We start from the raw sequence: 24,323 nt of genomic DNA on the forward strand, positions 1-24,323 counted from the left end.
CTTATACCGCCCGCCGGCGTATTAACATATAAATCCCGGCACCCAGTACCGTCAATGGTATTATAAGTACTATTAAAAGAAATATCACGCGTCCCTGTCCTGCAGTGAGGAACAACGGCTGAACATCTTTTTCCTTCGGGCGGATAGAGATCAAATTACCTTCTTCCACCAACCACGCAACGGTATTAAGAAATAAATCGCGGTTACCGGAGAGCCCGAAGTTGCTGTTCATTACGAAATCAGAATCTCCGTAAACCACAAGTTTAGCCGCGGTTGCACGGTTGTCAAGATTCGTAATATCCGCACTCATCGCAATATTCAACGGCCCGACAATATCCGTCCCAGCATTGAAAGTTGCCATTTTTTTTGTACGCATAGAGTCGAGGTCTACTTCCGCCCAACTTTGCTGTCCTGTCCGAACGAGCCATTTTGTAGAGATACCTACCGGCAGATTCTCCGCAAGTTTTACCGTCCGCGCATATGGGAAAAAAGTAGTTACGCGTTTCATGTCCTTGGTTATCTGGTGATCAGAATAATCCATAGCAACCGGTACAAAAAAATCGCCGCCAAAGACTTGCGATACTTTGTCTATGATAATATCTTCGCTGAGCTTCAATCCCAGAGTTCCGATAAACTTCTTAAGATTCGGCGTACGTACTTCCGGGTCTATCATAAGCAACACGCGGCCGTCCATCATCAAATATTTTTTTAAAACATTAATTTCATTCGTTAACAAATCATTCAACGGACCGGGTATAATCAACGCGGAACAATCCGATGGTACCGATGTCGCACGGATAAGTTCAATAGTATTCACCACGTACCCTTGCGATTCTACTTCTTTTTTTACTACTGAGTACCCGACAGCCTCTTGATTCTCCAACTGCTTCTCTCTGTGTCCAACAGTAAAATACACTGTTTTCTTTTCCATACGGAAAAGTTTTGTTAACGCGTTAACAAACTTTTCTTCGGTGACACCTTCAACTTTCTGTACCTGCCCGCCGGATTCCATAACGATTGTTCCGTAATTCTCTATACCGTACCGCTTCGCCAATGCAGGCTTGCGGTCAGGATCAATAAGTTCGTACTTAAACAACCTCGAATACGCAGTAAATTGTTTCAATAAATCTTCAGACTGTACGCGGTCAGGCTGGCTGGGTTTGAAAAACGCAAATGCATGAACTTCTTTGTCTAACCCGGCAAAAACTTTACGTGCCTGTGGTGATAAACTAAATCGCTTAGATTTTGTGAAATCCATCTGTAGATGATGCCGTACCGCCAATGCCTGAACAAAGATGAATATCCCTAATACACACAGTGTCAGAATCGCGAAATTCGCTCCTTGCACTGTGGATTTGCGTTGTAACAGATTGATTACCATTTTCTTATTGACAACAATATACCACCCCATCCCGGCAATACCTGATATTAACAGCAAAACAAGCCAAACGGTTATCACCGGATTGATGATATACAAAAAACTTCCGGATATCAGCAGTATAACACCGACAATCCCAATACCGCTAATTATTTTATCTTTTGACTTATCATTAAATTTCAAAATTATCCCCGCCATTTTTTAGTCCCTAACACACTATAAGTAAGATATAAGAAAAATACGCTGAACAAGAGATAGAACACTATATCCTGGGTGTCTAACACCCCTTTTGAAAAATTCTCAAAATGCACAATTATCGAAAACTGTGTGATAACACTTCCCACTACACTGCTCACAGAATCCGCTGCCCAACTTATTAACCAAAAAAATAACAATGTACCAAAAGATACCACTGCGGATATTATCTGATTTTCTGTCATTGAGGACGCAAAGATCCCGATTGCCATAAAAGATAATCCCAGTAAAAACAATCCTAGATACTGTACAAATAACGTTCCCCATTCAAGTTTGATGTACTGCGCTAAAATCAGGGGTTGTACCAGTGTTAGCGCTAACGCCAATGTAAACACCGACATCGCAGCAAAATATTTGCCAAGTATAATCTCTTCATCCTTTAGGGGATAGGTAAACAAAAGTTCAATAGTCCCACTTTTTTTTTCTTCAGAAAACAACCTCATTGTCAGCATCGGAAGCACTAACAGCATCACTACACTGATATTGGTTATCAACGGGCGGAACACGCCTTCCATTATGTTTAGTTCAAAATACGGCTGGCTTTGCCATCTCTGGCTTAACGAACTATAGAACCCTGTGATTGCATAAAAAAACCAACCGCTAAGCACCAAAAATACGGTGATAACAATATATGCTATAGGCGAATAAAAAAATGACCTTAACTCTTTTTTATAAATTGGTAACAGGTTTTTCATCTACAATACTTTCCTTAGTAACTAACTTAACAAAAATATCTTCCAACGACATCACTACCGGCTTAAGTTCTAATAACCGGTATTTGGCAGTGACCACTTTTTCCGCAATATCGCTCCGGAGATCACGATCTTTAACAGTTTCCACTTCGTAAACATTAACATCTTCGCCCTTTTGTTCCTTAACTTTTACAGAGATAACACCGTTAATACTCTCGACAGCTGACTTCACACTATCTATCGGCCCGGTAATTTCTGCAACTACACGGCGTGCATTCTCCAAACCGCGAGTAAGATTCGCAGGGGTATCAACAGCAACTAGCTGCCCATCACTAATGATCACCACCCGCTGGCATAGCATCCCAACTTCCGGAAGTATATGCGTACTGAGGATAACAGTCCGTTTTCCAGCAAGGTTTTTTATAAGCCCGCGTATTTCGATTATCTGTTTAGGATCAAGCCCGATCGTTGGTTCGTCAAGTATCAAAACTTCAGGATCACTCACCAAACTCTGAGCTAATCCTACTCTTTGGCGATACCCTTTTGACAACTTTCCTACTATCCGCCCAGCCATTTTCTCAAGCCCGCAGTCAGATAGTACTGCCGCAATACGCTGTTTGCGTTCACGATACGGCATACCTTTGATTTCACCAACAAAATCGAGGTACTCTGTTACTTTCATATCATGGTATAACGGCGCATTCTCCGGGAGGTACCCCAACCGTTTTCGGGCCTCCAGCGAATTTTCCGAAACATCAAACCCCGCAACTTTCGCTGTCCCGCTGGTTGGCGGGAAGAAACCTGTGAGGATCCGCATAGTCGTAGTCTTCCCCGCGCCGTTAGGCCCGAGAAATCCTAGGATCTCACCTTTCTCCACGGTAAAAGATATGTCTTTCACCGCGTGAAAACTGCCGTAGTATTTAACTAAATTTTTTACTTCTATCATAACCAGCAACTACTTTATATTTTTTTACTAAGTAATTCAACAACTTTCTTTGCAAACCCTTTCGCGGCCTGTGGCCCGTTGGCAGTTACTATCCTTCCATCAGTCACTACATCAGCAGAAATATACCGCGCATGATTCTTTTTCAACACAGCAATCCCCGACTGAAAAACTGTTGCGTCTTTATTCTCCAATACACCTGCGTTTGCGAGGATCACCGGTGCTATACAAATCGCTCCCAATACCTGTCCTGCCTGTAATGTTTGATGCACAAGGTTATGAATCGTTGCATCATTGAAGTACACACCCGCACCGCCACCCCCCACAAATACAGTTGCCACGTAATTAGCAGGCTGTACATCTTTTACTAAAACGTCAGGAGTAACCACAGCGCCAAGCATGCCATTGGCGGGTTCTTTCATTACACACGCGGTTACTACGTTGAATCCCATTTTTACAAAAAACTTTTTTGGGACGAGATACTCTTCATCCCGAAATTTTTTTGGCGCAATGATCATTAAAATATTATCACCCATAAAACATATTTTATGTACCTTTTATTGTTAAAGTCAAATTCTATAAATATTATTTTCTATAATAATTTCCCAAATCTTCTTCATATTTGACATTTCCACAGTAATTATAGTAATATCATAATTTATGATTGCGAAATTCAGAAAGTACTTTTTTACAGGTTTAGCGATAATACTGCCAGGCTGGCTGACATTATACATTCTTTGGCTGTTATTTCTGTTTATCGGTAACTTTGTCAGTCCGTTTGTAGAACAAATATTTCATTACATAGACCGACAGTACTTCCCGTTATATTCTCTTACGGTTGATATATTATCCTTTATCCTAACCATCACCATCACCTGTACTTTTGGTTTTATTGCGAACAAATACGCAGGCCCGGAGCTACAGAAACAGGTTGATATATTTTTTAACCGTCTACCTTTTGTCCGGCAAATATATAACGCGTTATCTAAGTTCACAAAAATGCTTTTTGGTGAAAGCGGCACGCCTGAAGCGTTTAAACACGTAGTCCTTGCGCGGTTCCCTAAAAAAGATGATTTTGTAATAGGGTTTATTACAAACGAGATAAAGTTAAAATCCCCGGATCGTCCAGGTGAATACATAGTCCCGGTATTCATTCCAACTACTCCGAACCCCGCAACAGGATACTTCGTGTTTTTCCACGAGAAAGACCTTAAAGAGACCGATCTCGCAGTAGATGAAGCTATAAAAATCATAATTTCAGGCGGTATTGTAATGCCCTTAAATAAACGGATAATATAATCTAACTATGTTAACCCAAAAAGAATTTGACCTTTTACTTGAAGCCACTCGCACGGTAAACTCAACACTTGAAATTAAAGAACTTCTTACGATAGTAATCGACCTCTCAAAAAAAGTCCTCACCGCTGAAGCTGCCTCGTTGTTATTGTATGACAAAAACCATAATGAACTATATTTTGACATCGCATTAGGCGATAAAAGCGAAAAAGTAAAAACGATCCGGCTGAAATCCGGAGAAGGCATTGCCGGATGGGTACTCCAACACGGCCAGCCACTCCTTGTGAAAGACGTATCAAAAGATAAACGCTGGTTCGCTCCAGCGGATAAAATCAGTGATTTCCAAACCCGCACATTACTGGCGGTACCACTATTATATAAAGATGAAAAAATTGGCGTAATTGAAGTCATAAACAGCCTCAACCGCCCGAATTTCGTACCGAGCGACATCCCGTTACTACAAGCCTTTGCCGCACAAGCTGCTGTTGCATTAAAAAACGCGCAGTTATTCACCACGCTCGGTGCGGAACGCGATAAAACCGCAGCTGTACTCGGAGGTATGACCGACGGCGCAGTGGCAGTAGACCACGACGATACAATAATAATGGCTAATAAGTCCACCTGCAATTATCTCGGTGGAACGTGTATAGAAGGCACAAACTTTTTTAAACTTGTCAACGATTTTGAAATTTCACCGGTAGTAAGAAGTTTTAGCGAGATAAAAGCCGCGGAGTTTAGTTTTGAACTTTCCCGAAAAAAAGGTAAAAAGTTGTATCTCAGGGTTAAAGGTAAAAAGTACACTGAAGACGGCCAGCGTTTCACCGGAAGTATCATGGTAATAAGCGATGTTACCGAAGAAAAACGAGAAGAAATGCTTAAACGTACTTTTTTGTCATTAGTTTCACACAAATTAAAAACCCCGCTAACAACAATAGCAGGATACATACCATTATTACTTAGTACCGAACTCACAGAATTTCAGAGAAAAGCTCTTAATGCAATGAAACAACAATCAACACACCTCACAATTCTGGTAGAAAAACTGCTTAATCTAATACTGGTGGAAGCCGAGGCTCTTGACCTTGTCCCGAAACCGCTTATCCTATGTGATTTACTCTCAATAGCTCAGGAACAACTCGCAGTTGTGACAGAATCAAAAAATGCGTCTATCTCCTTAGACCAATCAGTACAAGACTGTCCAACAATACTTGTGGATAAAAACCGTACTATTGAAGCGTTTAAAAACATTATTGAAAACTCTATCAAATTTTCGGATAAACCCTCTCCGGAAGTAAAAATCAGTGTTGCTCATAACAAAAAACCGGTAGTACAGGTAATCTTCGCGGATAATGGCCCCGGTATTCCTCCGGAAGAACTACGTAAAGTATTCGAAAAGTTCTATCAGATAGAAGAATCCTTCACAGGCCAGGTAGAAGGTTTTGGCCTGGGCTTAGCATTAGTCAAACGCGTGATTGAATCCCAACACGGTAAAGTCTGGGCTGAAAGCAAGATCGGGGAAGGCACAAAAATTATTTGCGAACTACCTATTGTAGAAAACTGACAGATATAATAGAATTATTAAACAATAAAAGACGTATTAGAATGTTTAGATAACATAGAATGAAGGACAGGTTATCAATGACGATAACAAAGATTAAAGTACAACCTCGCGCGAAGAAGTGCGAAGTAACTCTGCAGGCTGATGGCACTCTAAAAGTACGCGTTACAGCACCACCCATAGACGGTAAAGCTAATCACGCTGTGATAGAAACCTTAGCCGAACATTTTAACACCAAGAAAAGTAATATCCATATAATTTCTGGCCATAAATCAAATACTAAAATAGTGGATGTGTTATTGTAACGCAAAGAAAGGAGCAGTAAAGTTGTATGTTTAAGACAGGAAAAGATTTGTTAGAGTACATTAAAAAGAATAAGGTGGATCAGGTTAATTTCCGGATCACAAGTATTCCGGGAAAACTTCACCACCTAACGGTCCCTGCAAATGCTATTAACAACAACATTTTTGAAGACGGTGAAGCATTTGACGGTTCAAGCGTAGGGTTTAGAACAGTGGAGGCCGGAGATTTATCATTAATCCCCGATGTAACCACTGCATTTATTGACCCTTTCTTTGAACTAAAAACTTTAAGTATTACATGCGACATCGTTGAAGCAGATAGTAAAAAAAGTATTGGACTTGACCCCCGTGGCGTGGCGAAACGCGCAGAAGCGTACCTCAAAACCACAGGTGTAGCTGATGAAACCTTAGCCAGCCCGGAATGGGAATTCTACGTATTTGATGCCGTACATCACGAAAATACAATTAACAACAACTCGTACCAAATTGATTCCCAGGAAGCCGAGTGGAACACGTATATGTCTGACCAGAAAAATCTTGGACACAAGATCCCGCATCACGGCGGATACCACGCATCGCCACCAATGGACACTCTACATAACTTCCGTTCAAAAGTTGTAAAGTTTCTGGTAGACGAAGGCATCCCCGTGCGGTATCACCACCACGAAGTCGGCGGGCCGGGTCAATGCGAGATTGAAGTCGGATTCAGGAACATCGTCCAGGCAGGCGACGACGGTATGCTGATAAAATACGCAGTAAAAAACTTTGCATCGCTAATAAACAAAACGGCCACTTTTATGCCAAAACCGTTATACAACGAAGCCGGATCCGGGATGCATATACATTTTATGCTGCGAAAAGATGGGAAACCTGTATTTTACGATAATAAAGGGTATGCGAATCTCAGCAAAACTGCGTTGTACTTTATTGGAGGAATACTTTCACACGGACCGTCATTAGTAGCGTTCACAGATCCGTCAACAAACTCGTATAAAAGGTTGATTCCAGGATTTGAAGCACCGGTAAAATTGTTTTTTTCATTAGCCAACCGCACAGCAGCAATCCGTATCCCGAAATATGCGGTAAAACCTATGGAGAAACGGTTTGAATTCCGCACACCGGACGCAACCTGCAACATATACCTTGCACTCGCAGGATTATTGATGGCCGGCCTTGACGGAGTTAAGAAAAAAATTGATCCCATGAAGAGCAACTTCGGCCCATATGATGAAGACTTAATGAAAATGAAACCAGAAACCATAGCGAAAATCAAATCTTTACCTGAATCGATTTATATGTCGCTTGAAGCATTAAGAAAAGATAATGCTTACCTTACTGAAGGCGGAGTATTCACAAAAGAACTTATCGACCGGTGGATAGAGATCAAAACAAAAGACGCAGATCGCGTGCGTAATACACCGCATCCTTACGAAGTACGATTGTATTATGATGTATAGCAAGTAAAGCAATAACATCCGCGTTTCCGGGATAACGGTTAAACCATTAACTACAGTTCCGGGAACGCGGATTTGTTAGGTATTTTAGGTGCTGGACTCGAATAACATAAACTTAGACACTGGATTGATTTATGGAAAACATAAAGAATTATTATTCATTGAAACTCAGAGAACTACCATCGGAAAACAAACCCCGTGAGAAAATCAGCATTCACGGCCCGGCAGCACTAAAAAATTATGAACTTCTGTCAATTATCCTTGGACGCGGCAACCGTAATGAAGATGTTTTTATGATATCACACAGGATTATTGCGGAATATGGGAATAAAGCTATAATTAACGAAACAAGTGTTAGCAAACTTCAAGCACTTACCAGTATAGGAACGGTCCACGCATGCCAGGTAATTGCCTGTTTTGAACTTGGCCGCCGTTTCTTTGGGAAAGCGCGTCATGATATTTACCTCCGCACACCTGACGATGTTTACGCTTATCTTTCCGATATGCAAAAACATAATAAAGAACACCTCCGCGGTTTGTACTTAGATATAAAAAACAAACTTATTCATGACGAAATAATTTCTATTGGAACATTAACCGAAAACCTTGTGCATCCCCGTGAAATATTTAATCCCGCGATTCACCACTCCGCTGCGGGTATTATAATTTCGCATAACCACCCTTCAGGCGACCCTACTCCAAGCGAAGATGACGTGAAGGTAACAAAAAAACTTCTTGCTGCAAGTGATGTCTTGGGAATCGAACTTTTAGACCATATAATTGTCGGGGACAAAGTATGTGTCAGTATGAAAAAGATAGGATTATTTTAATACGCGTTTTATTTTCTCAGCTGTTATCTGTGTGACTTGTTCTATATAAAGAATTAAGTATATTGACGGCAGGGTTATTAGAAAAACCAGCCCTCCGATTCCTGTTATTACACATAAAAATATTAATAGTGCGAGTACCAGCATAACAACAAACGATTTTTCAAGATTTGCCCATAATAACAAAAAACTTACCCGCACAAGGTCAAGCATTGACGTGTTCTGCATAACAAATAACGGCCAAAAGTACATTTGTACTGCCATAATAAATATTCCACCCCATAACCATAACACACCGAGTAATATATTTAATTCTCTGGGGAATATTTTTATGGTGTTCGAAAAATAGAATACGGTATTAAAAAAAATAATCAGGTATATCAAAAATACGATAAACGTCATCACAGCGGAACGGACATAATACTTTTTTGTTAATTCAAAGATATCTCTCCACCGCACGGAATAATCGTTTTTGGTAAGCCTATCCGCAACAGCCATCACTCCAACAGTTACCGGATTAACCAGCACAGAAAATACAATTACAGAGAGGATAAACCAGATCCCCGGAGATAAATACAGATTTAAATACAGCCACATTAACCCTGCCAACGGCACAACCGCGAGCAGCCACACAATATTTGAAACAGCTACCGCTCCGAAGTTTTTGTAAGCAAGTACTACCGAGTTATTAAGTAATTTAAAAAACATTAATTTACGTGCTCCGTACTAACGTCCCGATAATACCCATCCACACAAAGTATCCAAACGCATACCCCACAAACCCGGGGATAAGTTTTTTATATAACACCACTCCACCTAGCTTTAATACCAAACTTTTTATGATCCAGACACCTAAAAACGCAAACCAAATAGGCATACCATATGAATTCGCGCATAGGTATCCTATTGGATGCAACGGAAACCAAAGGAAAAACCTGCGTAAAACCGTTATCAGTAAAACAACACCTGCGCCGGATACCGTTGCTTTTATACGATTATTATCTGGATTCTTAGGTAATGCCATCTCAGAAGATACAGTCTGAAATTCAAGTACCGCGTTACGTACGCGGGTTGAACCCGTTGATGCCATTGACGCTTGTCCTCCGCCATCAAGAACGTTACTTCCATACTTATAATACAACGATAAATGCTGGTAGTACCCTATTGTTAACCCGAGTATTACGGCAATAGCAAGCGCAGTCATAACATTTCTGCGGTGCATATTGACATTATCCGCCAGCTTAAACGCTTCCGCCTGATACGCAACAGTCTCCGGAAAAAATCCGCGTGCAAGATGCCCGATAACTGCAAGGTTAACAAATGTGGCATCACCAAACCCTAATAATGTTTTACTCCCTAGTGTATACCCCACAATTTTTGACTGCATAAAATATGGGAACATAAATGAGTTAGGTATACCTGTTTCAGCGCGTACACGTGAATACACCACTGCTACCGTCAATAACATAGAAAGGTAAAATATTGCGATAACAAAATGTATTTTCATCATCAATAATAGACACAATAACACTGCAATGCCCGCACACATTCCCCAAAACGCTACTTTGTATGGTATTGCTTCGGTTGAATCATCAACACTTTTGTCGTTAAATACAGCTTTTTTTATAACTTCCTTCAACTGCGTTTTTGAAAACCATAACATCACAAAAAAGTATGCAAGAAAACCGCCTATAGCCTGTTCCTGCATAAACGGAAATCCCGAGGCCACACTGATTCCCGCTGCGCCGGTAAATACCGGCACTATTTTCCCCAATATAAAAAAGAACCAGATAGAAAAACTTACTTCTAACGGTACAAGAAATGCTAAACCCCAGATTGACGGTTCCCAGGAAATAGACAGCGGCTTGATTAACGACAACGGGGGGTCAGTAAACAAATACCCCAGGTCATATGAAGCTCCCATCGCAGGAACTTCCGGATAAAACTTATTCAACGCGTTAGTCAATCCAAAAAGTATCGCTAAAACAAATCCGATCCACATCACTGGATCACGGAAAAACGGCACTTTACCTTCCTTGCTCCCGGAATCATCAGTTTCCGTAATCTCCATCGGCAAATAAGTTAGAGGAAATACCAGTTTTTCTTTATCAATCCACTGTTTTCTCAGGATCACAAGCACGCAAAACAATGTAAAAAATATTATCAAAAACACTGCTGACCAGAATATCAGAGGGACAATCCAATCACCCCAGGGTACTGTTCCATCAGGGTTCCCTTCATACATTTGCCGGACTACTTCCTTATTACTCGGTGAAACCCAGCTGGGGACAGTATTAGCGATACGTTCGTAGTTCGGGTCGGAAGACATAAAATAGTTTTGTGCGGTAATAAACGGCAATAACTGGCGTATCACGCCTAACGACATCATAGATACTGCCACTGCGATAATAGTATAAATCACCAAATTTTCCGCGCGGGTAAGTTTAAATTTCCCAGAAATTAAAGATAATACAGGGTTAAGAATCATAATAATTACAATCCCGGCGATCGCGGGTACTGGAGGCAAGGTTTGCGATAACTGCCCATAAAAATTAATAATCTCGACTTGCCCGATCCATAACGCTGAAAACAGTGTTAAGATAAACGCAACTGCAATTGACCGTGAAGTAACACCGTTTTGTTTTTCATTCATAATACATTGATTAATTTCTTCATTTCCTTAACCGCTGCGGGAATACCTGTAAATACCGCCCGTGCGATTATTGAAAATCCTATATTCAACTCATATATACAATCTATTTTTGCAATAGGAACCACGTTATCATAATCCAACCCATGTCCCGCGTTAAGACCAAGCCCGCAGGAACACACAATTTTTGCGGCTTCTTTCAACCGTTTAAGTTCAGTATTCCGTGCGATACGACTGTGTTGTTCCGCGTAACAGCCGGTATGAAGCTCAACATACTCAGCGCCAACGCATTCCGCTGCCAAAATTTGTTTTTCCACAGGATCAATAAATAAACTAACCTTTATCCCGGCAGAACGGAATTTTGTTACCACTTTAGTCAATCGCACAACATCACCTGCGACGTTCAATCCGCCTTCAGTGGTAAGCTCCTGCCGTTTCTCTGGAACTAGGCATACATAATCTGGCTTTACCTTCAGCGCAATCCGCACAATTTCGTCAGATACCGCCATCTCAAGGTTCAACCTGGTCTTTATCCGTTCACGTAGGAGATAAACATCGCGATCTTGAATATGCCTGCGGTCTTCACGCAAGTGGCATGTGATACCATCCGCACCAGCACATTCCGCGGCTAATGCTGCATCTAACGGGCTGGGATACGTTATTCTGCGCTGCTGCCGTAATGTTGCAACATGATCAATGTTAATACCAAGTTTTACTGCCATAACCTTACTTTTTCGTACCTCCGCCGGTAGTTTTACTCTTTCCTCCTGATTTTCCCTTCTCTCTCTCCAATACTTTCTCTGTTGTATCCTTAATTTCCTTATTAAAATTAGCGATTATCTCATCAACTTCAGGATCCGTTGGTAAATCTTTTGATAAAGGTAACAAATTGTATAAATAATCCTTGATTTTTTTTTCTTTCTTATCGACATACAACATCATCATCCCCACATATTCACCCCGAGTACCTGGATGAGCTATATAAGTTTCCCCAATTTTCTCAGGGCGTTCCATCCGTTCATTAATATGCCCGCCAATTATAATATCCACACCCTTAACAGTTTTTGCAAATACACGGTCATACTCCGAACCAGCATCCGATAATACTATCACGAGGTCTACATCCGCTCTGACCTTATTCAATACACGGGTAACGGCTTCCACAGGATCTTCAAATACCAAGCCAGCGTATTTCTCGTGTTTATGAAACTTAAACGAGTCCTTAATGGTTATCCCTGTAATTGCTACTGTCAATCCAGGTAATTCTCTTATAACATACTCCTGTGCAAAAAATACCGTGGCATTACCAGTTGACAACTTGATATTTGCGGAGATAAACGGTATCATATTCAGGTCAATTTGTTTCTGAATATACGAAACACCCATTGCAAAATCTACATCACCAAGATTCACCGCTTGATACCCGATACTTTGCATACATTTCAACACATACTTGTTCAATTGCGGGTTAGAATATGGTGAGATTGTATCCCCTGAATCCATAATCAATGATGGTACCGTTGTTTTTGACATACTTCTTATTATCCCAGCCCTAGGCGATATCCCACCGTAAGGCTGTGTAGGACAATTACAGGATGTCATTAACCCGTTAGTTCCGCTGGTGAATACCAGCATAATATCCGGTGATACCGTTACTGGTATGGCTGCACCCTCGCTTTTCCCTACCATAAGAATGCAAGATGCTATTATTAACGTAATACACTTATTCATACTTCTATTTTTCCTTCTTCCTGCTGTTATTCCGCAAAATATTTATATTATTGTTTTTTTTATTGCTACAGCGATACTCTCCGCTGCGGTTTGTACTTTAACCCGATCCTTAGCTTCAACCATCACACGTATGTAAGGTTCCGTACCGGAAGGACGTACATTTATGCGGTGTGGATTACCCAATAACTTTTCCTGGCGTTCAACCACACACCTAACTTCGTGGGTCATCATCTCGCCATCTTCCATCTTCCGTTTTACAGGCACATTAACCAGTACCAGCGGGTATTGAGGTATATCCCTTACGACATCTTCTAAAATATCAGGCTTATCCCCAATAATTTTTAGTATCTGTAATGCAGTTATTATTCCATCCCCGGTCGGAAGGTGACGCCTCAGAATAATATGCCCCACAGGCTCACCGCCTAGTACTGCACCCGTAGATTTCATCCCTTCCCCGACATACCGATCACCTACCCTAACACGTACTGTACTAATCCCGTGCTCTTCAAGTTTTTCAACTAATCCTGTGTTAGCCATATGCGTGATGATAACCATATTTTTATTCAACAACTTCCGTTGTGCATAATCCCTAGCGATAAGATATAAAAGATGGTCTCCGTTAACGAGCTCACCCGCAGAATTTACTACTATCAATCTATCACCGTCACCGTCAAACGCTAATCCAAGATCCGCATGCTCTGCTACTACAGCACTACGCAGTTTGTCGGGATATAACGACCCGCAGGCACGATTAATATTTTTTCCGTCAGGTACATTACAGATAACTCTAATTTTTGCGCCGAGAGAACTTATAATTTCGGGCGCAATCTTGTATGCCGCGCCATTTGCGCAGTCAATCACAATACTTAACGGTTTAACGAATCCCTTAAACTTCTTATGCGCATGGCTTTTATAGCGTTTAACATACCGTTTGCCATCTACCACTTTACCGCGAGTAGATGCTATCTTTGGCATAGTTGCAAGTTTATCTGTAAGATCTTCAATCCATGTTTCAATCTCGTCACTTACTTTTTCTCCGGTAGGTGAGATAAGTTTTATACCGTTAAACTCCGCTGAATTATGCGATGCTGTTATTGAAACCCCCATCACCGCCCCGGAATCTTTTGTTAGAAACGCCACTGCCGGTGTTGTGATTATCCCTAGATCAACGACGGTAAGTCCTGCGGACTTCAACCCGGTCGCTAAATCCCGTAACAACACTTTCCCTGACCCACGGGTATCACGCCCGATTAATACAACCTTTTCCCGGTTAGTATAAAACCTCACTGCTGCAATAGCCGACGAATACCCAACCTTAGAAACTATTTCATCACATAACGGCCACTGCCCTACGCGTCCACGTATACCATCAGTACCAAAAAGTTTGGGCATACTATTTCATAAACCTTGTTACATAAACCCAAAGGAGTGTCGCTAAAAATAACGCCATCATTTTTAGAACAAGGTTTTCATTCCACTTCATAAAACTTACGCTCCTGCGTTATTCTGAGGATTAGTCTTTTTAATATTTGTTAACATTGATTTACTTTCATTTCTTTTGCGGTATAAGTTATATAACTTTTCTTTAAGTTTGTCGAGGTCTACCTCACGTTCAAGTTTTGAATTATGCGCTAGAGAAACCGTACCTGTTTCTTCAGATACTACAATTACATACGCATCTGTAATTTCACTTAACCCAATAGCCGCACGATGACGCGTACCAAGAATTTTAGCAATACTTTTCTCATCGGATAATGGAAGGAGGCACCCTGCAGCGATTAAGCGGTTATTCTGTATAATAACCGCGCCATCATGAAGAACCGCTTTTGTGTTAAACACTGTTTGAAGAAGCTCATTGGTAACCTCTCCGTTTATTACAGTCCCGGACTCGATATATTCCCGTAATCCGGTCTCCTGTTCCAGAACAATAAGCGCCCCGGTACGCGTTTCAGAAAACTGCCGGATTGCAGATATAATTTCTTCAATGAAACTGAAATCATGCGTGATCAACAACCGCGCAAACTGTTGTGAACCAAGCTGCGCAAGCGCCGCGCGTAGTTCGGGTTGAAACACTACCGCCAGTATTACAACACCGGGTACCCAGAAGTAGGTTAATAACCAGCTCAATGTTGGAAAATGGAGGACGTATTTCACAAAAAAGGTTGCGAAAAGCAATACTATTACACCGATAAGAATCTGTACTGCACGGGTACCTTTTATCACCAGCATAAGTTGGTATAACAGATACGCAACGATTAAAATATCAAGGATGTTTACCAGATACAGCGACCATAACTTCTGTAATGTTTCCATAAAACCTATAAGTCCTTTATTTAGATAACCTAGCTGTTATTTCCACCACCTGCTTTGCCGCAGCTACGTCATGTACACGTAAAATATTAGTACCGTTCTGTATAGCAATAACGTATGACGCTAAACTTCCATACAACCTTCCTTCGGATGGTATCGGGTTTGATTCAGTACCCAATATTTTTCCGATGAATGATTTTCTTGATGTCCCTATCAGCAAAGGAAGGCCTAATGTCTTAAACTCCCCCAATCGATTTATCAATTCAACATTATGCTCAACCTTCTTCCCAAACCCAATCCCCGGATCGAGAATAATATTATTCTTAGTTATGCCATTTGAGGTTAAATATTTGATACGTTCCTCAAAATACTTGTAAATATCCAGCACGACATCATCATATTCAGGTTTTACCTGCATATCCCTGGGAGTACCCTTAACATGCATCACAACTACCGGAACGTTGAACCTCTGTACAGTCTGTACCATATTATCGTCATATCTTAACCCACTGATATCGTTTACCAATGACGCACCGGCTTCCAGTGCAACTTTTGCAACAGCTGATTTATAAGTATCTATGCTCACAGGTATGTCTGGGAACTTTTTTACAACTTCTTTAATTATAGGAAGAATACGCTTAATTTCTTCATCCTCCCCGACTTCCACAGCGCCAGGCCGTGTGGATTCGCCGCCTATATCGATGATATCCACGCCTTCGGACGCCATTTGTTCTGCTCGCGCAACCGCCGCAGCGGTATCATAGAATTTACCTCCATCATAAAACGAATCCGGGGTTGCATTGATGATACCCATCACAGCAATATTTTTACTAAAATCAAACACCCTGTTCTTTAGTTCAAGCGTTAACTTTTTTGAACATAAAACACTGCGTTCAATTTCTTCAGCTAATTCTTTTGTTCCGTATGGCTGGATCTTTAGCTTTGCGACTAAACGGTGGTAATGTTTGTTAGTACCCATCAATAAAACTGTAGACGTCCCGCGTTCATACCTCCCTACTTCACGTGCCACCGCACAATCTGCACCGCCTTGAGCAAGCATTTCCTGTTTCAACATATTTGCAATGTGGTTGGGAATATCGTCAATAACAACATTATGCCATAGGGTCTTAGGCCCCATAATGCCCCATGCTTCCTTATCTACCCCAATTGATGCGAATAGTTTCTCAGCGTCTTGCTGTCCGTTTATTTTTATAAGTCTTATACGCATAAACAAAATATTATCCTATCCATATAACATATTTATGTATATTATTAACAAAAATCGGCAGGATGTCAACTTATTAGGTTAGTGCTGGTGCTACGCCTGAACGGTAATCACGCGTGAACGTTTATACCTATGTGTTCTCACAAGTTCAATACCTTCAACACCGCGCAGGTGTAATACGCGAGTAACACAATCCCACGCATCTTCATGCGTATTATTCCGGTCGCTCACATGCGCGAGAAATACATACCGCAGTTGTGACGGAGAAGAAGCGCAGCTTAAATCGCATACCGCACGCGCTGCTCGTTGATTACTCAAATGCGCATCCCAACCGTGTTGCCCGTACCCGTTATCAATCACAGTTTGATCATAATTAGTTTCAATAATCAACGCTGACACACCTGCAAGTTTTTCCAGTATTTCAGGTGTCACTTCTTTAAGGTCAGTCATATACCCAAATTTAACATTCCCTTCCACACGTTTTACGCTCAACGCAAATCCCAAGGGATATCCGGGATTATGTTTAGGATGCTTTACCCGAAAAGGTTCGATCCTATACACTCCAATCTTAAATGGTGCCAACCGGTGAAACGCTATCTGCATATTAGCCTCAAGTTGTTTTATCACACGCTGGTTGTTGGAGTATACAATCTCATAATTTTCCGGATGTATATACACTTTAATACCGTATGCCAACGCAAACTTTAACCCATTAGTATCGATATGATCACTATGTGCATGGGTGACAATAATCCCGCGGATATTGTTGCATGAAATACCCAGTTGATTAAGCTCATATTCCAGCTCACTCACCCGCACATGCCCGCAATCTATTAGTACACACTCGTTTTTTGTCCATAACGCAGTACAATTCCCGGAACTACCGCTGCGGATTACTGAAATGTTAATTCCCATATATTTATTTTTGAAAAGTTTTTGACTTACTTCTTATTCTTTAATTTATCTTTTGCACGGTCGACATTCATACTCGCGAGTTGATGGTTGGGGTTAAGCTCTAAAACTTTTTGCCAGTAATATATAGCAAGCTCATACTTTTTACTCTGATACGCCTCCTGTGCTTGTATATAATAATCTTTGATCAAATCCTTTTGTACATCAGTAAGAACACCTGGTTGCTGCGGCTGTATCACCGTCTTTTTCACAGGTTCACTTTTTGGTACAACCTGCGGCTGTACTTTCTGTGGTGTTTGAGGGGTTTGTACTGCCGGCACAGGTGCTACTGGTGCTGTCTCTGTTTTCACAGGTTCAGTTTTTATGGGTACACTTATTTTTAAGGCACCTTCATCAGTACCGGTAAACAACTCTTCAACCTTAATTTCTTTTCTAAGCTCACCCGAAACAAATGATTCTGAGGTAATAACAATCACAACTCTCCTATTCGCCGGTTCACCAGTAATACTATCATTCTCTTTCGCTATAGGATGAGTATCAGCGTAGCCGATAGACTTAAACCGTTTCGCATCAGATTTTTTTCCAATAAAAAACTTCACAACACTCGCTGCGCGGGATGAGGACAGTTCCCAGTTTGATGGATACTGTACACTTTTTATTGGTACGGAATCAGTATGTCCTTCAACCAAAACAACACGATCCGCCATTCCAGGTTGGTTTAAAAGGTTTGATAGACGTAACAGTATTGGCAATGCATTCATCTTTACTTCCGCGCGTCCAACGTCAAACATAAGTTTGTCTTTAAGATTTATCTCCACTCCTTGTGGAGTAAGGACAACCTTTACTTCATCCTGTAACTTTTCAGATACTACAGCGTTTTGTATCATCTGCGTAAGTTCTTTGTATGTTACGCGGTTTGAAGATTTTTTGTCAGAAAAAAAATCGCTTGCCATCTCGAGTTTAACCTGGTTTATATTAGACACACTCGCAAGAAAAACAAAGAACGCAAATAACAGTGTTATCATGTCTGAATACGAGAAGACCCATCGGCCCATCTCGTCTTCCTCACCTTTTTTTCTTCTTAAGAGATCTTCAAGTTCAGACATTTAAGTATATATCTTGTTACACATTACGCCTTCGCTGAGGAACGGGATTGCGAAATATTTTCTTTGGCATACAACTTTTTCCTCTGTAAAGGCGACATAAAATGCGAAAGCTGGTCACGTATAAATATAGGATGCCTTTTTTCTATGATATACATCACACCCTGTATCTGCAGATTGCCTATTCTCAAGTTAATTTCAGCGTGATGCTCAATCTTATTTCCCATTGGTATAAAAATAACATTTGCTAAAATCAACCCATACAACGTCGCCACTAATGCTGTTGCTATGAACGGCCCCATTTTTTCAGGGGAATCACCCAATGAACGCAACATAAAAATTAATCCAATCAAAGTTCCTACCATCCCGAATGCCGGAGCGGAACGCCCCATTGTACGGAAAACGTAATAATCTATCATCTCACGGTCATATCTGCGGGTAACATTTATCTCTAACGCTTTTTTGATCTCATCTTTCTGGTACCCGTCAAGTATCATCTTCATCCCGTCATTCAACATGTTTTCATCTTTGTACGTCTTAATCCTGCCTTCCAACCCCTTAATTCCGGTTTGCGCATATATATTCGCAAATTCGCATATTTCCTCTACTATTTTCAAATTATCAAACTCCTGACGGAAAAACAACGTAAAAAAAGCGTTCATCCCGCGTATAATATGAGAGAACGGGTGGGCAATAAGCGTGGCTGCTATTGTTCCTCCGACAACAATAAAAAAAGCTGAGAGGTCAAGGTACAAGCTGTAAACACTGCGATGCGCCGTAGGATCCTGGTTCGCAGTAGTTATGATAGCTAGCACCATCAAAAATAATCCTAACGCAATACCTAAAATAGTTGTTGGCATAAACTCGACTCCTACCTTTACCTTCTCTTACCGTATCTCAACAATGCGCGTTTAACTTCTTCCATTTCAGGATCCAGTTTCAATGCAGACTCCCACGAATTAACCGCAGCTTCAGTATCTCCTAATGTATAAAAAATTGATCCTTGCAATGCATACCCTAATGACGTTTCCTGTGTCATCAACGATCTTTGAACGGTCTTTAACGCATCATAATACTTTTTTGAATAGAACAATTTTTGGGTTTCATGCAAATCTTTAAGCACGTCTTTACTTATAGGTTTACCTCCGGATGATTTGTTGTCCATCTGTTTACTAAGATACTCATCCGCTTCCTTTGCGCGTTCTTCTGCTGACTTATTATCCTGCTGTGGTTTCTGCTGTTGCTGCGTTGGTTTAACATTTTTATTCGGCATCTCGATACTCATATCCACGTACTGCGGATCAACTAAAATATCTATCTCATTATCCTTATCCTTACTTTGAATATGTACGTACTGCTGTTTCTTACCATCAACCGTAACTGTTTCCATAATACCTTTATCTTTTAGAACATCAGTACCTCCGGCAGTATTACCTTTTGCAGTGGAACTCTTCAACTCGCTTGATAATACGCGGTAATTACTTTCAAACATCATCTCCAGCATATCCGCGCGTATTGTAAAACTTGAGATCTCAGCCTGAAAAATATCGTTCTGCATTTTTAACCGTTCTACCTGCTGCGTTAAATCAACAATTTTACGTTCAAACGCAGCAAGTTGCTCATCCGTAGCACCTACCGCGGGTATACTACTGCCTACTATTAAAGCAATACTACAAAGTAAAATTAAAACGTAGTATCGATAATTCATAATATAATCCACCAACCTTAACCCTTATATCAGTTGTCCCGGATTTAAGCATAATTTCGTATAAAGATACATACGAAACACCCAATCCCAACGAAATATTTTCTGCAATATCAGTCTCTACTCTGACTCCTAAAACATCAAACATCCTTAACTTCTCGACATCCCACCCGCATATTTTCCCGAAATTAAACTCAGTTGCCAGAATATCACGCTTTGGTGTTCCGGGTTTGCGTTTCACGGAAATCAGAGGCAACCTTATTCCCACACGTCCATAAGGATTGAACGACCCTGCATTTTTACTCATTGATACCATCGTCTGTGGTACTATGGTTGATTCAATCCCACTGTAAAGATATAATGCTCCAGCAGTAAAAGTAACCTTTGCAGTTTCACTGAACACCGTTTTTAAAGATATTCTGCCATCAAAGGATATGTAATTAACAAATGGCGGTACAGCTATCTGCCCGCTGGAAGCTGTCTCTCCAATCTGCATCCCACCAAAACCAATACCAAAATCCGTACCAAAACTCGGTTGTGTGTTAGCAGTTGAAATCTGGCTCGTAAAATCATTACTCCACACAACACTTAACGATTCAGTATCCACTATCCTCAGGTTAAGATATACCGCTGTGTCTGTCAACAAAAAATCGCCTTCTAAAAACCCGTCAAATCTCAACTTACGGCTGGCTTCCTTAATTTCTTCAGTTGACTGGAATCCGGAAGTAAATTTAAAAACATTATCTTTTGTGGTGATACGCATAGGCCGTACTTCTGGTGAATATATCAACGTCGGACGCTGGACTTTAAGAAAAGAGGATATAACCTTGCCTTCAATTTGCTTTGCCACAGCGTCATTAACATTAGTTTTGTCTGTACGTATTGTATAAAGCACAACACGTTTTACGTCTTGTTTGAGCTCAGCTATTTTTTCAGGAAACGGCGCCAGCGCGGTATCTATTTTAGAGATAATCTCATCGTTAGTCAAACATTGAGCATTAACACTTGTAAATAATATTGTTAAAGACAGAAATATCAGTACAGCAAAACTTTTCTTTACCATCCTGCACCCACTCTTTCAAAAAAATATAACAATTAAATTAATATACGGATATCAATTCCCGATATCAATTTTTCCGGCCTTTACTAGTTCGCGTATCTTTGACGTAACAACTCTCCGCGCTCTGTATATTTCGTCAACCGACAATCCATCTTCCTCTGCACGCTTTATCCCGTCACTAACAATAATCCTTGCCCGTCCGGGAAGGTTGATCAACACCTTTTCTTTAACACCCTCACTTGCGCTGGTCAACGATTTTATCAGTATTTCACGGTCAATATCATTTACAAGATTTGATAACGTACGGTCCGGCAATTGCGGAAGTTTATCAAAACTTACATAAACTTTACGCAGTTTTTCCGCCATCGCGCTATCTTGGGCTGTTATAGTATCCAATATCTGTTGTTCCATATCCGGTGATGATTGTTCAAGTATGTTTATCAACGCTTCCACACCATCAAGTGTCACGTTCCTTAGTTTTTCAACTTCAATTGCTTTCTGTGCAAGCTTTGCTGCGGTCTCGCGGTATGCAGATATCGGTAAATTTCTGATTTTACCCATCTCCAACGGCACCTGTACACGAATATTATCCGGTAACTCATTTAATAATCCCGCAGCGATATCGGGTGTTAGTTGGGCAAGTATTAAAGCTATTACCGACACAGGTTCTTCCCGAACGATATGAAATATCTGGTGGGGGTTTAATGGTTTAAGAAAATCAAAGAAACTACTGTTTTCTTCCCGCTGCTGCGCGTCACCAGTACCTCCAGCAACTTCCGCACCTTCAGCAGTATTAACTGCTTGGGTTTTATGGAATTCCTCATAAAACTTTTTAAATAATGTAATAACTTCTTGTTCCTCATAACTTGTCACCTGAGGCGCCTTTTGATCCACCTTTGCTAAAATATCATTCGGCATATAAGAAGCTAAGACTTTTACTTCCCTGGGATTAACGGCTTTAAGAAATGTCGCTATATCCACCACTCCTTTTTCTTCGTCATAATTAACCCATCCGGTAAATATTTCACTTGAAAGCTTAGGATTACTCTCAATCGTCGTAATCATCAAGCGTTTAAGTTCGTTAAACGAACTTTTATCCGGGAATACGTTTACTTCAGATGATGGCATAAGTTCATTAAATCCTCCGCGTGATAATGAAGGAACATGGATATTAGGTTCATTTCCCTGCGATAAATTCTGTTGCGGGTCAATCGTAATCCTTGGATTATAATATCCCCCGGGATATTCCTGCTGCGGTATAGGCTTGGGTTTCATAAAATTCAATACTTGCATCACAACTACCATTAACAGTACAAAACCCGCAAATATTGCGAACGTTATTATATACGGGAACATATTCTGCCACATTTCGGAACGTTCGCGTTCCTTTTTCTCGACAGCAGTTTCACCAGTTTGTACTTCCGGAAACAACATTTTCTTTATCGTTAAACGGTCACCACGGATTATATCAAACCCGGTTTGGTTTTTGACTAAAGTCTCAACAAACGCTTTGTCCTGGTCATTAAACACTTTTTCATCTACCAGAACAGTTACTTCCAGATACTGAATCCTGTAACGATCCATCAGGATTGACTCTTGGGAAACAGGTTCAGCAGGCTGTTTTGGCACTACCGGCGCTGCCTGCATAGGTAATCCCGGAAGATCTTCAACTTGCGGAGCTTCCTGCTTGGCAGGCTGAGGGGTTTCAGTTCTGGGAATAACTCTTGCGATATTGGCTTTCACACTGACAATATACGTACTTTTTTTGTAGTATTTGCTCAGCATATCTTCTATTTGCACTTGTATAGATTCAGCTATGGCAGATTCCCGGCGGATAATTTCAAGATCCTGGCTGTCATTTACAGGCGGAGCATATAACGGATTAACCGCAAGAGTTGTTAAACATATAAAGGTAAAGACTATATATCTAGAAATTTTCATCATAAAACACATTTTATCCAGTTAATAAATTCATCTTCGCATATTTGGTAATAATATAACATACCATTTACCAAGTCAAGCATTGATAAAGCTATTTTCCACCAGTTTTAGTTCCTCCCGCTTGTGACAGGGCTTGAAAAATTATATTCGCAACACAAGTGTTATCATGCATACCCCTTAGTTGTTCAGCCCCTGGGCCGATACCAAATAGCATTAATGGCGCAGAAGTATGTTCTTTTCCTATCCAATGAATATTCTTCAATTGCTTGAGTTCTTCAAGCTCTTCCGGTTTTTTGTACTTATACGGATAGTCAAACACCGGCGAACCGGTTTCATGGTCAGCTGTTACTATCAGCAAAGTATCCGGATTCCTTTTGATATACTGCTCGACAACGCTTATGGTATTATCAAACTCTAACAGTTCATCAACTAACCTCTTCGCGTCATTAATATGCGCAGCATGATCAATCCTTGCTCCTTCAATCATAAGAAAGAAACCGTCTTCATCACGTGAGAGAATCTCCAGTGCTTTTATTGTCATATCAACTAATGACGGTACTGTTGACGCACGGGTTTGGTAATAGTCTACTTCTTTTTCCGAAAACAATCCTAGTGCCAGCGCAACCTTACCAGCATTAATTTTATTTAGTTCATCCTTAGTTCTCGCGACGATATACCCTGCATTAATAAAATCCTGGATTTTATCACTCCCGCCTTCCTTTGCCTTAAAACTTTCCGCACCTCCGCCAAACAGGACATTAATTTTTTTTGCAAGAAACTGTTCCGGAATTTTATCTTTCATTTTTCTGCTGACAACATGCGCACCGAACCCTGACGGCGTAGCACCAACAATAGTGTCAGTGGTCACAAGCCCAACACGCTTGCCCAATTTCTGTGCGCGTTCAAGCACAGATTCCAAGACAATACCATCAACATCAACACCAAGCGCGCCATTTGTGGTTTTTACACCGGTAGCCATTG

At 40.8% G+C, this 24,323-nt stretch carries 23 protein-coding genes; 5 read left to right on the plus strand and 18 right to left on the minus strand.

Features of this window, described 5'->3' with window-relative positions:
- Window position 1 precedes the first annotated feature (1 nt).
- Genes WC955_05190 through WC955_05205 form a run of 4 tightly spaced genes read right to left on the minus strand, consistent with a single transcriptional unit; the run spans window position 2 to window position 3,804 of the window.
- Window positions 2–1,576 carry a Gldg family protein gene (locus WC955_05190; GenBank protein MFA5858441.1) on the minus strand — a complete coding sequence of 525 codons (1,575 nt, stop codon included), beginning with the start codon at window positions 1,574–1,576 and terminating at the stop codon, window positions 2–4.
- On the minus strand, window positions 1,564–2,328 hold the full coding sequence (locus tag WC955_05195) for an ABC transporter permease subunit (GenBank protein ID MFA5858442.1): 765 nt from the start codon (window positions 2,326–2,328) through the stop codon (window positions 1,564–1,566). The genes WC955_05190 and WC955_05195 overlap by 13 nt, the downstream gene beginning before the upstream one ends.
- Window positions 2,303–3,271 (minus strand): ATP-binding cassette domain-containing protein, encoded by a 969-nt coding sequence (locus WC955_05200; protein MFA5858443.1) that lies wholly within the window; start codon window positions 3,269–3,271, stop codon window positions 2,303–2,305. Before WC955_05200 ends, WC955_05195 begins: the two co-directional genes overlap by 26 nt.
- Before the next feature lie 14 nt (window positions 3,272–3,285).
- Window positions 3,286–3,804, minus strand: coding sequence for a DJ-1/PfpI family protein (locus WC955_05205; protein ID MFA5858444.1), 519 nt, complete (start codon window positions 3,802–3,804; stop codon window positions 3,286–3,288).
- A gap of 124 nt (window positions 3,805–3,928) precedes the next feature.
- Here WC955_05205 and WC955_05210 point away from each other — a divergent pair, with 124 nt between their 5' ends.
- The 5 genes from WC955_05210 to radC all read left to right on the plus strand — a co-directional run bounded on the left by WC955_05210 (window position 3,929) and on the right by radC (window position 8,708).
- Window positions 3,929–4,567 (plus strand): DUF502 domain-containing protein, encoded by a 639-nt coding sequence (locus WC955_05210; protein ID MFA5858445.1) that lies wholly within the window; start codon window positions 3,929–3,931, stop codon window positions 4,565–4,567.
- A gap of 7 nt (window positions 4,568–4,574) precedes the next feature.
- The gene (locus tag WC955_05215) at window positions 4,575–6,125 is read left to right on the plus strand and encodes an ATP-binding protein (protein ID MFA5858446.1); all 1,551 of its coding nucleotides are present in this window, start codon (window positions 4,575–4,577) and stop codon (window positions 6,123–6,125) included.
- A 77-nt stretch (window positions 6,126–6,202) separates the two neighbouring features.
- Window positions 6,203–6,427 carry a DUF167 domain-containing protein gene (locus tag WC955_05220; protein ID MFA5858447.1) on the plus strand — a complete coding sequence of 75 codons (225 nt, stop codon included), beginning with the start codon at window positions 6,203–6,205 and terminating at the stop codon, window positions 6,425–6,427.
- 26 nt (window positions 6,428–6,453) lie between these two features.
- A complete protein-coding gene (glnA, locus tag WC955_05225; protein MFA5858448.1) occupies window positions 6,454–7,881 on the plus strand; it encodes a type I glutamate--ammonia ligase in 1,428 nt (475 codons plus the stop codon).
- A gap of 131 nt (window positions 7,882–8,012) precedes the next feature.
- Entirely contained in the window at window positions 8,013–8,708 is a 696-nt protein-coding gene (gene radC / locus WC955_05230) for a DNA repair protein RadC (protein MFA5858449.1), read from the plus strand.
- Here radC and WC955_05235 read toward each other — a convergent pair.
- The 14 genes from WC955_05235 to WC955_05300 form a co-directional block, all read right to left on the minus strand.
- Entirely contained in the window at window positions 8,700–9,413 is a 714-nt protein-coding gene (locus WC955_05235) for a hypothetical protein (protein ID MFA5858450.1), read from the minus strand. The two genes, radC and WC955_05235, sit on opposite strands and share 9 nt — an antisense overlap.
- 4 nt (window positions 9,414–9,417) lie before the next feature.
- Window positions 9,418–11,358, minus strand: a complete 1,941-nt coding sequence (locus tag WC955_05240) for a DUF6785 family protein (protein MFA5858451.1) — start codon at window positions 11,356–11,358, stop codon at window positions 9,418–9,420.
- Entirely contained in the window at window positions 11,355–12,077 is a 723-nt protein-coding gene (locus WC955_05245) for a pyridoxine 5'-phosphate synthase (protein MFA5858452.1), read from the minus strand. Before WC955_05245 ends, WC955_05240 begins: the two co-directional genes overlap by 4 nt.
- A 4-nt stretch (window positions 12,078–12,081) precedes the next feature.
- Window positions 12,082–13,086 carry a hypothetical protein gene (locus WC955_05250; protein MFA5858453.1) on the minus strand — a complete coding sequence of 335 codons (1,005 nt, stop codon included), beginning with the start codon at window positions 13,084–13,086 and terminating at the stop codon, window positions 12,082–12,084.
- A 42-nt stretch (window positions 13,087–13,128) separates the two neighbouring features.
- Window positions 13,129–14,478, minus strand: coding sequence for a phosphoglucosamine mutase (gene glmM / locus WC955_05255; protein MFA5858454.1), 1,350 nt, complete (start codon window positions 14,476–14,478; stop codon window positions 13,129–13,131).
- A 96-nt stretch (window positions 14,479–14,574) separates the two neighbouring features.
- Window positions 14,575–15,399: a diadenylate cyclase CdaA gene (gene cdaA / locus WC955_05260; protein MFA5858455.1), complete on the minus strand. Its 825-nt coding sequence runs from the start codon at window positions 15,397–15,399 to the stop codon at window positions 14,575–14,577.
- Window positions 15,400–15,415: 16 nt separating this feature from the next.
- Window positions 15,416–16,624 (minus strand): dihydropteroate synthase, encoded by a 1,209-nt coding sequence (gene folP / locus WC955_05265; GenBank protein MFA5858456.1) that lies wholly within the window; start codon window positions 16,622–16,624, stop codon window positions 15,416–15,418.
- A gap of 90 nt (window positions 16,625–16,714) precedes the next feature.
- Complete coding sequence (locus WC955_05270) at window positions 16,715–17,536, minus strand: MBL fold metallo-hydrolase (protein MFA5858457.1); 822 nt, start codon at window positions 17,534–17,536, stop codon at window positions 16,715–16,717.
- Between the two features lie 26 nt (window positions 17,537–17,562).
- Window positions 17,563–18,639, minus strand: a complete 1,077-nt coding sequence (locus tag WC955_05275) for a flagellar motor protein MotB (protein ID MFA5858458.1) — start codon at window positions 18,637–18,639, stop codon at window positions 17,563–17,565.
- Between the two features lie 23 nt (window positions 18,640–18,662).
- Window positions 18,663–19,496 carry a MotA/TolQ/ExbB proton channel family protein gene (locus tag WC955_05280; protein ID MFA5858459.1) on the minus strand — a complete coding sequence of 278 codons (834 nt, stop codon included), beginning with the start codon at window positions 19,494–19,496 and terminating at the stop codon, window positions 18,663–18,665.
- Between the two features lie 17 nt (window positions 19,497–19,513).
- On the minus strand, window positions 19,514–20,344 hold the full coding sequence (locus WC955_05285) for a hypothetical protein (GenBank protein ID MFA5858460.1): 831 nt from the start codon (window positions 20,342–20,344) through the stop codon (window positions 19,514–19,516).
- Window positions 20,307–21,404, minus strand: coding sequence for a hypothetical protein (locus WC955_05290; protein MFA5858461.1), 1,098 nt, complete (start codon window positions 21,402–21,404; stop codon window positions 20,307–20,309). Before WC955_05290 ends, WC955_05285 begins: the two co-directional genes overlap by 38 nt.
- A gap of 51 nt (window positions 21,405–21,455) precedes the next feature.
- Window positions 21,456–23,345, minus strand: a complete 1,890-nt coding sequence (locus tag WC955_05295; protein ID MFA5858462.1) for a FliG C-terminal domain-containing protein — start codon at window positions 23,343–23,345, stop codon at window positions 21,456–21,458.
- An 88-nt stretch (window positions 23,346–23,433) separates the two neighbouring features.
- Window positions 23,434–24,323 (minus strand): alkaline phosphatase (locus tag WC955_05300; protein ID MFA5858463.1); only part of this gene is annotated, 890 nt, incomplete at its 5' end.

The organism is Elusimicrobiota bacterium, assembly GCA_041658405.1.
Lineage (GTDB): Bacteria > Elusimicrobiota > UBA5214 > JBBAAG01 > JBBAAG01 > JBBAAG01.